This is a genomic window from Reichenbachiella sp. 5M10 (assembly GCF_002742335.1).
Lineage (GTDB): Bacteria > Bacteroidota > Bacteroidia > Cytophagales > Cyclobacteriaceae > Reichenbachiella.
On sequence record NZ_MDGR01000007.1, the window covers coordinates 3,420,614 to 3,433,785 of the forward strand.

The window sequence follows — 13,172 nt, forward strand, 5'->3', positions numbered from 1 at the left end:
TTCATTCCAAATCATCATATTATGACCGATCAAAAACAACCTACCGAATACCAGCGGTTATTACTTCATACCGTATTTGCATTCATGATATGTGATACACATATCGCTGAAGACGAAGTAGCTCTAATCAAAGAGAAAGCCAATAAGAAGAAATTGTTTGGGGACCTAGACATAGAGATCGAATTAGCCAAACTCATAGAACATGTCAACCGAAGAGGGATCGAATTTTTCGACGACTACTTCAAGAAAGTCAAACGCGTACAAATGTCCGATGAAGATGAGCTCAATCTACTTCAATCTGCCATTCGGACCATACAAGCGGATGACAAAATCACCCAAGAAGAAGTCAACTTCCTCAAGATACTTCGTGTGCTCCTCAACGTGTCCAACGAGAAAATCATCGCTCGCTTCCCGCAAGTAGGGCCTGATTTCGTAGACAAAGACCGTTTCACCGACATCTATTTCGAGGAACTCTACGCCAACTATATCAAGGTCAAAGAAATGCCCATGTTTGACGTGAGTGATGTCACAGATATCACCAATGAAATCAACTAAAAAGTCTCCTCTTCGGAACTGTGTATGATACAACCCCAAAACAAACGGCAAACAAAAAGGGCTTTTCACAATGAAAAGCCCTTTTTGTTTGCCGCAAAGACCGTGAATCAATACGTCTCAATCACACGTCTCTGAAAGATGAAATCTCCACCCTCATCCCCTGTATTTCTTATTTCACCAAACTGCGGCGTATTAGGACTGTTATTCAAGACTGCAGGCTTAATTCGGTAAAACAACTGTTCAGAAGCCACGTACTTCTCATCGTTGGTTTCCAAGTTCTTAAGCAAGTATTTCATAAACACGCTTTTGTCTGGGACTTCTGTCAAGGTCCCGCTCGTCATCGCTTTTCTGCTTGGTATCTCATAGAGCTTATTGATCCCCATACTTGCATCTTTGAAAGCCTTTCTAGTCTTGAATATCGAACCTCCAAAACAAGCATCGGTAATCAATAGTGTATGCTTTGAATTGATCTCACGAATGTACTCAGTCACCGCACTGTTCCTCATCCAGTCTCTCTTTTTTCCATCTTCTGCATCTCGTGGCAACCAATAGCCATTCTGCGCTTCTTCATCCCAGTGTCCATGCCCAGCATAGAAGATTAGCAAATTATCCTCAGTAGTCACCTTAGCGCTGAGCGCATCCATATTGTCATAGATTTGATCACGAGTAGGGTTCTCTAGTAGGGTTACATTTTCCTTTTCAAAGGTATATTGCTCTGTCAGCATCTTGTACAAGGCCGTCGCATCTTGCACAGGATTGTCCAAATCTGTAATATCAGGATCATCGTAATCCTGTATACCGATGATCAATGCATAATACAATCCTCCTTCTTGGGTAGGCACTGGTGGCAACTCTCTTTCCAACTGATAAGTTCTCGAAAATACATTTCCTTTCATGTCCACTGCTTCGAACGTCAAGGTGTTTTCTCCCACTGCCAAAGGCAAGTTATACTCGAACCTCCCTGTCCCCTTGGACGGAGTTATCGGGTTGTTATTCAACCAAAGGGACTTCACTCCATCATCATCTGAAATGACCCCCTCTACCGCAACATACTCAACCATGACTTTCTGAACAAACCCACGAGTCTTATCATAATCTGACAGATACTCTGGGCTGATTAGATCCATATACGTCGGTGAATTGGTAACATAATTCACCGAGATTTTCGAACTTTTGGTAGATACAGTCTGACTGTATCCCGCCGATACGGCTAGCAAAGTAAGAGCCAATGCAAAAAATAACTTTTTCATCCTTTTGTCATTTATCTTAAATAGACAACCCTCTTGTTGAAGGTTGTACTGTTTTGTTCATTATCGATGGTCACTCGGACCAAATATGTACCTGCCCGTAGCTCTGACCCAACAGTCTCGTTGGCATTCAGAACAAACTCATGATACCCATTCTCTACCTGTACATATTTCGTTGCATATATCTCCATTCCTGACAAATCATACATTGAAATTTGCACCGTCGAAGACACTCCTTTTGTCGCTACTGGCAAGATCAACGCACCATTGAATGGATTTGGGTATGGATTGATCAATCTATCCACGTTGGCATTTACCTGTTCTTGCAGTGTACTACGCAAACCATAGTACAATTCAAATTTGCTACTCTCTCCTTTGGCTTGAAAAGTATAGCTCTCAGCGGTCTCCAAGTCAATGACTTTTTGATTCTCTACATCCAATAGGATCAAACCATAATCACTCCCTTTCAACACCTCATTGTCCCAGGACAAGGTAATAGCTGAGGTCAAAGTAGAATTGACATCAAACGTCCACTTGTGTTGAACGCTATTCGCTACTATATTCTTCGTCAAACCATTTTCAAATACCAGATCCATATAGTCTGACAATATAGGCAGACGATCGGCATCAAAAACATCCCTACCTATTGTAGCCTTCTCGTTCATACCTACTGCCGACACATTGTAATTCAAAGAACCGCTTTTGATATTCAAACCAAAACTCCACTCATCCGAACCTATGGCACCACGATTGCCCACGGACTTTGATTCTTCGCTCTCTCGTAGAACAGCAGTAATCGCAGAAGTGGGAATAAAAAGAGTATCCAAACCATGTAGAGTATTGTCATAGAACCCTCCCTCAAATGCATCAAGCACAGTGGCCGTTCTGAACCCCTGATCGTAGACATACAAATCCTCAGTGATCCCATTGTGAGCCAATACTTCTCCCCAGTCAATTGAGAAGGGGTAGGGATTACCAATTTGATTGAAGCCTTCGGTCAGTTTGATTGCAAACGGCTCGTATGCATTCGCTACTGGAGTGGTACCTGATGGAATACTGAAAGTAACTTGCTCTGTATTCAAGAACCAATAGCCCTTGCCTGCAACCATAGTACTGGTTTTGGACAGCTCTGTATAACTTGCCCCGTTATAATTGACCATACGCCAAACGTCATCTCCCGAATCACTCATCACACCCAGCATCTCACTGATCTTCACTGATTTAAAAGGCACACTTATCATCTTGTAGTCTATAACTGTCGCTCCAGGTGACACAGTGATGGAATACCTATCAGCGGGTACTACCGTAGAGACATGATACAAATCAGAGTACAAATCCAGCACACCATCCGTCGCATAGTAATAGTATGTCAAACCGAATGGTCCAAAATCACTGGAACCAAACACATAATTAAAATCCCCCTCTTCATCACTTACCAACTGCACAAACTCTTCACTCTCTACACCTTTTCCACTGAGGTAAACAATATAAACAGCCAAATCACCCCCATCCGGATCGTAACAGCTGATAGAGACAGGCATCTCAGAAGCAGTCGATGAGTCAAAAACCTCTTCGAAGACTGCGTCTCCAAATATTGGTGTTTCATTGAGGTTATTGACTGTGATCTCTATGTCGCTATCCAATACGGTACCATTCCCATCGTCATATCTAATAGTGAGCGAATAGGTCGAACCTGTTTCATAGTCCAATTCGTCATTGGTCACCAAGGCATAACCCTCAATTTTGAAAGCTGTGCTACCTGATAGGATCGAGTATGTGCCTACCTCTGGCGAAAACACTCCTACCAAGGTTCCCACCTCCACATTTTCGTCCACTTGGGTCTCACTCAATTCAAAATCAACTTCCAATGCCTCTGATTCATAAATGGATAAAATCTCTTCCGCCGTAAGCGCTCGATCATACAGTCGTACATCATCCAATGCTCCTTCGAATCCAACCGGTGATGTAGAATCGCCTCCTAATCCCGCTGCAATAAAGGCCCCTGTCGTGGCAGTCGTTCCAGTGCCAAGGACCATCCCGTTCAGATAGATGGTTATAGTGCTCCCTGACCTCGTCAAGGACAGCATACTCCAGCGATCCAAAGGAACAATCTCGGTAGCAGTAAAACTATCTGCAAACGACAGGTATTGTGGGTTGCCATCTACAGACAAATACAAATCCACATAATTCCCCTCGGAGAATACCACATAGGAATCGTACCCCGTAGGCTTCATCCATACATTGAAAGTAATGTCATCACTTAGGCCAACTCCACTGACACCGTTGATGCCTAAGTAATCCTTATCTCCGTCCATTTCGACAGCATTGTTCTCTCCGTAGCGGTCCTGACCTACTACAGGTTGTGCATCACTTTCCGTTGACAGAATCAAGTCATAGCCATTTCCAGATTTGTCAGTCAAGCTACCACCTGTCAATGGATAATAGGCGGCCAAGCCTACCTCTTTGACAACTGTCACGGTCCAACTTTGATAACTGAATCCATTGGCCGACAAGACATCTAGCACTACAGGTGCCGTAAAATCCACTATAGACACTCCACTCGTCAACTCGGCTCCTGCCAGCTTCACGGTGGCCCCCTCCGAAACAGTATAAGTCAATACTTGGTTGGTCAAATCTCCAGTTCCTGATATGTAATGTTTAATCGTCTTGTTCTCTTCATCAATACGGGCTACCCCGATTTGTTCAGAGACCTGAAACGACAAGAAATCCATCCCCGCATCCAGTGTTTCCCAACCCTCACGGTAAAGCAAATCAACCTCATTGGCATCTAAGACCTCTCCATATATCCTTACGTCATCGATAGCCCCATACCAGGACTCCGAACCACTCCGATCATATGCTCCGATTGTCAATGGACCAAGTATGAATCCACTTACTGCATTTCTATAAACCTCTTGACCGTTCATGTACAAAACAAAGACATCATTGTCGTGCGTAGCGACCAAATGCGTCCACTGCCCAATAGGCATAGCAATTCCCAATTCCTCCTTGAATCGAATATAGCCTGCATCTGTAACCCCAAAATAATTGGTAATCGACTCATCATCGGATACAAACCCAAGTATCTCTTGATAGAGGTTCAAGTTCTCTTCCCAGTATGCCCAAACAGATATCGTAACCTCCAAAGAACTGGACGGGGTAAAATCTGTATAAATGTAATCTTGATTGCCATCAAATAAGTAAGCCTCATTCTCCACGCCAAAACGATCGGTTGTCAAAACGGGAATCTTATCAGTAGTTCCATCTCCCAACACACCATGATTCTCATACCCTGAATCATCATTTGTATTCCCTGAGAAAGAATAATATGCAAGCAAATTCCCTGATGTTTCCACTATCTGTACAGCTGGATCCGAAGTATTCAAAGTACCAATAGTTGTGAGTTCCACATAATAGAGCGTCTCTTGATTCAACCCTGTAACGCTATAGTTCAACGTCGTACTACTCAACTCCTCAGCAAGCAATGGATCACTAAAATCATCAGTCTCTGCAATACGAATACGGTAGCCCGTCGCATCAGGCACAGCTTCCCAATTGACTACAAAACTCGAAGTAGTCACATCCGTAAAATTCTCAAAAACTGGGGGGGCATAGTCTCTCGTGATTCGAGATACTGCTCCGTCATAGGTGAGATCTTGTTGTCTGAATGTCACATCTGGCACAGTGAAAGCTCCCTCTCCCATATCAACAGAAGAATTGAAGTCCCAATAAGCCTTTAGATTTGTTTCTTCTCCTGTCAATTCGGTCTGACACAAATCCCTAACCTGCTCTAAAGTACGTGCTTCACTCCATACACGAAGTTCGTCTATACTACCTACTGCTGATGTCAAGATATCCAGTGCTGTGGCGACTCCTGAGTTTTCCCATTCGGGAAAATATCCTCGCGCAACTACCCGCCCGTTATAATAGAGCAATAGACTGTTGTCCTTGTATGTGATTGCATAATGTCCCCATTTATTCAGAGCAAATCCTTCTATGTATGAAACTCTGGTACTGATCCAATATCCACCACTCAAACCTCCCAGGTTTGCTTGCATGATTTTACCGCTCTCGTCACTCGGGTCATGTGACTCCAGCCACCAATTGTCCGAACGGACATACCCCATATACACATCCTCACCCGTAGCTATGGCCTGAGGCTTCAATAAAAATTCAATGGTAATTTCATTGGTTGTGGAGTCAAAAAAGACCTCCCTCCTAAACCCACCTCCAACACTAGTCTCTCCATACATTCCTTGTGGATGAATATCTGAAACTACATATTTTGGTTCTTTGCTCAGCTCTACAATGAAGTTAGTCTCATGATTGAATGTCTTGTCAGCCATGACACCATTTGCTGTCGAAAAATATCCCGTCAACAAGACATTTTCTCCTTTCAAAGCCATTGAATACAAATTATCATCCAATGTAGACCCATACGTTTGCATCCAAATCAGTTCCCCCTGTGTAGTCAATTTACCAACCATTAAATCACGACCACCTAAACTATTGAGTTCTTCATCACCCCAAGACCAAGTGTTGTAAAACTCTGAAGCAATGTAAATCCTATCTTGATTGTCAATAGCCAGACGCATGTTCTCTCCTTCATCAGCCAATCCACCATAGGTATCATGCCAGTACCAGTCTCCGGTTGCTATATTCTGTTTCCCCAAAAAGAACTGGGTATTGGCACCGCTATTCTCTTGACCAAAAAACACAACATCTCCATTGGAGTCCATTTCCCATCTGTACCAAGCCAAATTGTTGCCCACAGGAAACTCCAATTCTTCGGCGAAAGCCAAAACGCCCGTATCATATTTCCTCAAACTATAGGCTCCTGCCGCTCCCAGATATACGCTAGACTGATCACTTGTCAATTCTAATTTCCCTGCGTCTGGTGTATAAATATACTCTGACAAATTCAAGGAAGAGTTCAGCTTGGCCAGTACAGCTCCATTCCCTGTCTCGAGATTGACTCCATCAAAAGAAAAATTCGTGTCAAACCAAAATGAAAGCAATACTTCTCCAGTGTCCATCGCATCCAACCCTATCATGTGCACTTCACCTTCACTCGTCCAATGCCTCACCGCACTTATTTCCCAACTTGACGAATACTTAATCAACATAGGGTCATTGCCATTGGCAGTATAGTTGACACCATCTATTGTGATGGTCCCACTAAAATTGATCAAAGCATAATAACTTCCATCCAATCCTTGCACCAAATTTTCAAAATACATCCCTGACCCATCAGGAACTATGATTCCTTCACTCGTTGACAGAGCAATACCTTCATCGCCCATTTCACTAATCACATAGTGAGCACTCCCATCATTGTAGGGATCCAAGCTCATAAATACCCTACCCCCAATCGTAGTAGAAAAAGATGAATAGTCCAATCTACTCCAGTGGACCTTGTATTCTGCCTCTACGGGGACAGGTTCATACATATTCTCATACACCTGTACACTACCTGCATCCGTGGCAAATCCGTCATTACTGTCTGCTCCAATAGCTAAGCGCTTTCCATCCGAAGAAAAAGACACTGACACACCAAACCTATCCGATGGGGCAGCTCCTTGCAAATCACTCCCTAATTGCCCCCAATCACCTCCTGTAAACTCAAAAACACGAACATGACCGGCATCTAAACCATTGTCATCATTCGACATAGCTCCGACTGCCAAACGAGTCCCTTCCGAGGACAGTGCAACTGAGCTCCCCGCATAATCATTGGCTCCTTTGCCAAAAATCGTGGTTCCTTGTTGAGACCATTCCTCCTCAGCCAAGTGGTAAACTTGAACAAAGCCAGGCTCATCAACGGATGCACCATATGCTCCGATCGCCACTTGATCTCCATTCGCAGACATAGACAACCTAGATCCAAATAATAACCCAATGGAAACATTTCCTTCAATATCGGTTCCTACCTGCTGCCAGCTATTCTCTACGAAATCAAAAACACTCACATAGCCTCCACGAGTATTGCCGCCTCCATTGCAATCCGCTCCAATTGCCAAACGAGACGCATCTGAGGAGAAAGAAACCGAACGACCAAACTGATCACTCACCGCAGCCCCATTGATCGCCAGCCCCAATTGCACCCAATTGGTGCCGTTAAACTCAAAAACGCGAACATGACCTGCATTTCCTCCTGCAGTATCGTTTCCTGATGCCCCTACTGCTACACGTGTACCATCTCTGGATAGTTCAACAGACTCTCCAAACCTGTCACCTTCTGCCGCACCGTCTATATCAGCCCCTGTTTGTACCCATGACACCCCATCAAAATCAAAAACACGAACATGACCTGTCCCACCAGTATCTCCAATAGCCACTCTAGTCCCATCGCTGGACAATGAGACAGCATAACCGGACCGATCTCCTGCTGCTACACCATCAATATCTAATCCTTTTTGCACCCAAGCAGAGCCGTCATATCCATAAACTCTCACATGACCTGCTGCCACACCCGCACCATCATTCTCTAAGGCCCCTACAGCCAATGATGCGCCATCAGCAGACAACGATACAGAAAAACCAAAATCATCACTGGCAGCCTCTCCATAAAGATCAGATCCAATCTGCGTCCAATCTTGGGCAGACACCTGTCCCCCTACCAATATGAATAGAATCAGACAAATATATTTTTTCAACTCTCTCATAGCTAAGTAAAATTCTTGTAGTTTCATTGATTTCTCAAATTTACGGTAGTGCTGGCGGATTAGGCAGTGATTCCGTTCCACCACCAGACCCACCCGATTCTCCTCCAGAATTGAGAATAAAATAGGCCGCCGCACCCGCTGCTAGGACGGGCAAGGCTTTCACTATGAAAGGGACTTTACTTTTTACTTTGAATTCAGGCGTCAGCACTTTGTTCTGCATGTTCTTCTCAGACTGGATGGCGAACTGATACTTTCCTTTCTTCTGCTTGGAAGACATAGCCCAATTGTAACTGCCGTATTGATTATTTTCTTCCAGCGTCTCCATCTTCACACCATTCTTGAATAATTCCACAGCAAAGGTCTCGTTCTCGATTCCTCCGTGCCATTTGACCTCTACCATTCTGCCTCGCTTGTAACTTTGTGATTCAAATGGCCGATCAATGATGACCGGTGAGTAGACCATTGTAGCAATAATTTGAAAATCAATTTCCCCTTTGAACTCTGCAAAATTCTCCATCCCATCCAAAATAAAAGTATGTCGACGATTCAAAGCAGGAACATCTTTGAGTTCCCCCTCTTTGATTTTGAGAGGCTCTGTGTAATTGTCTCTTGAAGAATAAATTTCAATATCGTACTTCTCCTGTAGACTAGTTTTGTAGACGAGATCAAAAGAGACATTGATGTCGTCTCCATCGACTTGCACCTGTACGTTTTCCAAACTCTGACCTTGAGCATCCGTGATGATCAAAAATAGCGTTGAAATGAGCAATACAGTAAATGTGCGAAGGTAACAAAGGACCATATGCAGTTCTAATTAGTTAAGTAATCGTTCGTATTCAATATCGAGGTGGAGAGATGCAATCCAATATTGATCTCTCAACACTTCATGCAACGTTCAAAATTATGAATTAATATGCACTATATATCTGTCCGTACAGGTGATTTGAAATTCTATTCATATAGCCCAAGTTTATATTAAAATAATACAAACTAAAACAGCTAAACAAGAAATTAACAGCGAATTAACACGTTTTATTAACATTACAAAACACTCCTTTGGATAAGCAAAATACGCATTATTAGGTATTGCATAATCACCAAAAACAACTATATGATACTAGTTGAATTTTTGAGGAGGGAAGTTATTTCATCATCCCTATCGAGATTGGTTTTGGCGAATGGAGCGGGCGCTCTCGATCACCACAGAAGCCAATATAATTGCCCCCCCTATGAGTACTTTGCTCTCGGGCACCTCCGACAACACAAAAAAACCAATGATGATCCCACACAAGGGTGTCAGACTACTGATCACACTAATCGTAGTAATCGAAAAGTAGCGAAAACTCATCACGAACAAAGTGTGCCCAATAGCGGTCGTAGCTAATCCTAGCACCAATAGAGGCTGCCACTGCCCTGCGATTGCAACCACATTGCTACCCCAATCTCCAATCAGTACAACAGGGGCCATCACCAAACTCAAAATGAGGAGTTGGTAGTACATCAGCGTCATACCAGAATGCTCTGTAATGTTCTTTTTGAGCATGATATTGCGCAACGAATAGAGCAAAGCCGACCCAACACCAAAAGATATACCTACGGTGATGTTGTTGCCAAGGCTGTACTCTGGCACCAAGAAGAACACTCCACTGAATGCCAACAAGGCAATAAGCACCTCGCTCCACTTGTGTCGATATCCCAGCATCCACGGTTCTAGCAAAGCCGTCAAAACCGGATAGGTAAACAAAGAAAGCATCCCAATCGCCACCGATGTATACTGCAGAGCATAAAAGTACATCACCCAATGTCCCCCCAACAGAAGCCCACTGATAGCCACCATCCGAAACAATCGTCCCCATCCGATAAAAATAGGTATCCCGGTAATTTTGAGAATAAGAAACAAAGCCCCAGCTCCGATCAAACAGCGAGCCCATATAATTACCTCTGGAGACAGCGCGATATATCTTCCCAAAGTTCCCGAAGAACTCATGATCAATATAGCCAACCCCAACTGCAAAAACTGATATATACGCTTATCCAAATTCCTCCTTTTTAAATCGAAATTCAATATTAGAGAATATCCAAGCATAATCCGCTGTTCCTAAACGGAATGTCTACTCTTAAATCTAGAGACTAAGTACAGCACACGCTCTAGGACACCATGCGGTATTACTGTTTTTGATAGAAAAGCGTTATTTTTATGCGTTCAAAACAACATTAACATATGTCAACCCCTACATTCCACAACCTACTTCTTCGTACCGCATTTTCGTTCATGACATGTGATGGACACATCGACAAAAAGGAAGTCGTATCCATCATGCAAATGGCCCAAAACAAACACACTTTCGGAGACATTGAGATCGATCAAGAACTGGAAAAAATGCTCAAAAAAATCAATCTCAAAGGCACAGAATACCTCAAGGACTATTTCCGAAAAGTACACAAAGCTGGCTTGACGGATGAAGAGCAGCTACAGATCATCCAAATAGCAGCAGACGTCATCTACGCTGATCTAGAAGTCAAAGAAGACGAGGTGAAATTTTTGCGAGTACTGCGCACCATGCTCAATGTCTCGGACTCAGTGATTCTGACTCAGTTTCCTCAGCTTGCCAAAGACTTCATGTGGGAAGATGAATTTACCGACAGCTACGTCCAAGAACTCTACAGCAACTACTTCAAAAACAAAGAAATGCCCATATTTGATGTATCAGATGTCATGGATATCACTCAAGATGTCCTCAAGGATATGAACTAGTACTGGTGCTTTCTCCGTGCTGGGAGACAATTTTTCCAAATTATATCCTCACGGAGGACTGGACAATCTGCCTACTCCTTCATAGATTTGGATATGTTTGAAAAATCAAATCCTACGCCACTTGTAAAAATCGAAGATGACCTGCTAGAGCAAAAGAACATCCAACTCTACATCAAACGAGAAGACCTCATCGACACAGAAATCTCTGGCAACAAATGGCGAAAACTCAAATACAACCTGATCCAAGCCAAAGAACAAGGACAGGAGATTGTATTGACATTTGGAGGAGCATATTCAAACCACATCGCAGCAACTGCCGCTGCAGCCAAACGCTTTGGTTTTCAAGCCATCGGTGTGATCCGCGGCGAAGAGCTCAACGAAAGTTCCAACCCTACGCTGCAAAAAGCTCATGCTGACGGCATGCAACTCCTCTTTGTGAGTCGCGCAGACTACATGTTTCGGACGAGCCCTCACTGGCTCAACATGCACAAGCAAGAATACTCGGCCTTCATCATCCCTGAGGGTGGCAGCAATCATCTCGCTATCCAAGGGGTCAAAGAGATCCTCCATGAAATCGAAATCGATTTTGATTATGTCACTTGTCCAGTAGGCACAGGAGGGACTCTAGCTGGGCTAGCATCGGGATTGCACTCTCACCAAAAAGCCTTAGGATTTGCTGCTTTGACAGGAGAAGATTATTTAGAAAAACTCGTCGGACAATTGCTCCCCCCAGAATTCCATTCTAGACAAGCTATCATCCACGACTATGATTTTGGAGGCTATGCCAAACACACCCCTCAACTGATCGCCTTCATTCAAGACTTCTATGACAGACATGGCATCCCTCTTGACCCCATCTACACAGGCAAAATGATGTATGGCGTTTTCGATCAAATCGAAAAAGGGAAAATTGAAAGCGGAAAAACTATCGTTGCTATCCACACTGGAGGGATACAAGGGATTGCTGGTTTCAATGAAAAGTATGGATTGAGCCTTTACGCCTAAACCCAAAATAGCCCACATTTCTGCGGGCTATCTCTTTCTTTCGATCTTCTGACGGATCACCTACTGACCGTACCGCTCGCATACGTGCTAGCCGCTATATTATCCATAGCTTGCAAAGTACCGGGAGCTAATCCTGTGGGCACATTACCCAACAATGGCTTGAGTTCGAACGGGCCAGGACTATTGTCTGGCTCTGGCTCGACACTAATCACAATCACTCCTCCATCGGTCAAATCTGTGGGAAATGTCAACCCACTCGGCGCATTGGTAATGAAATCTTCACCAGGAAACGCAGGGCCACCCTCTGGACCACTAAACATACTGCTCTCATCAGCACCAGACGCCATATTGAACCTACCCGTCGATACTGGCACGCCATCAATCACGGCCCATCCTTCGTACACCCATCCAGCCATGGAAGTCAAATCAGGCAGATTTGTCAAGGCAGGTGTGCCACTACTGGGATCCAAAAACCACACTCCACTCAAATCATCGTCATCGGTTGTGGTTGTAGGTGTTTTTAGAATGTAACTCCCTCCTACACCTGTAAAACTCGTCCCCAGAGCCGCTGCATGACTGATCATCACCGAAGCAGAATTGCCCGAGAAATCACCGCCCAAAAGTTTGGTAGCCGAAGGGGCCGGATCACTATCGTTGGCAGGCTCGATAGACAAAACAAACGTCGTAGCAACATCCAACATCTCTGCCTCTACCTCGAATGTAGTTTGGTCCAAAGTCCCGTCGGACATCACGTCAAATGTCCCCGTAGATACTGGACTTCCCTCTACAATAATCCATCCCTCATAGACATAATCATCGCCCAAATCTCCCAGTCCTGAGATATCAAGGGTGAGCATTCCAGAGGTAGTTCCTTCATCGTCTTTACAAGCCGTCATCAACAAGGTGCATGCAGCCAAGGATAATATTAACTTCTTCATGATTTCA

General features: G+C 44.0%; 8 protein-coding genes. 3 read left to right on the plus strand and 5 right to left on the minus strand.

Going from position 1 to position 13,172, the window contains the following annotated elements; all coding sequences use genetic code 11:
• Positions 1–21 precede the first annotated feature (21 nt).
• Entirely contained in the window at positions 22–555 is a 534-nt protein-coding gene (locus BFP72_RS13595) for a TerB family tellurite resistance protein (protein ID WP_143520076.1), read from the plus strand.
• Between the two features lie 107 nt (positions 556–662).
• On the opposite strand, the gene BFP72_RS13600 is transcribed toward BFP72_RS13595, so the two are convergent.
• From BFP72_RS13600 to BFP72_RS13615, 4 genes are all read right to left on the minus strand, one after another.
• Positions 663–1,805 carry a caspase family protein gene (locus tag BFP72_RS13600; RefSeq protein WP_099599655.1) on the minus strand — a complete coding sequence of 381 codons (1,143 nt, stop codon included), beginning with the start codon at positions 1,803–1,805 and terminating at the stop codon, positions 663–665.
• Positions 1,806–1,816: 11 nt separating this feature from the next.
• Positions 1,817–8,494: a LamG-like jellyroll fold domain-containing protein gene (locus tag BFP72_RS13605; RefSeq protein WP_099599656.1), complete on the minus strand. Its 6,678-nt coding sequence runs from the start codon at positions 8,492–8,494 to the stop codon at positions 1,817–1,819.
• A gap of 13 nt (positions 8,495–8,507) precedes the next feature.
• A complete protein-coding gene (locus tag BFP72_RS13610; RefSeq protein ID WP_099599657.1) occupies positions 8,508–9,269 on the minus strand; it encodes a hypothetical protein in 762 nt (253 codons plus the stop codon).
• 354 nt (positions 9,270–9,623) lie between these two features.
• Positions 9,624–10,505, minus strand: coding sequence for a DMT family transporter (locus tag BFP72_RS13615; RefSeq protein WP_158233414.1), 882 nt, complete (start codon positions 10,503–10,505; stop codon positions 9,624–9,626).
• A gap of 183 nt (positions 10,506–10,688) precedes the next feature.
• On the opposite strand from BFP72_RS13615, the gene BFP72_RS13620 reads away from it, so the two are divergent.
• On the plus strand, positions 10,689–11,222 hold the full coding sequence (locus BFP72_RS13620) for a TerB family tellurite resistance protein (RefSeq protein ID WP_099599659.1): 534 nt from the start codon (positions 10,689–10,691) through the stop codon (positions 11,220–11,222).
• 93 nt (positions 11,223–11,315) lie between these two features.
• Entirely contained in the window at positions 11,316–12,227 is a 912-nt protein-coding gene (locus tag BFP72_RS13625; protein ID WP_099599660.1) for a 1-aminocyclopropane-1-carboxylate deaminase/D-cysteine desulfhydrase, read from the plus strand.
• A 56-nt stretch (positions 12,228–12,283) separates the two neighbouring features.
• On the opposite strand, the gene BFP72_RS13630 is transcribed toward BFP72_RS13625, so the two are convergent.
• Positions 12,284–13,165, minus strand: coding sequence for an anti-sigma factor (locus tag BFP72_RS13630; protein WP_221406523.1), 882 nt, complete (start codon positions 13,163–13,165; stop codon positions 12,284–12,286).
• Positions 13,166–13,172: the final 7 nt, after the last annotated feature.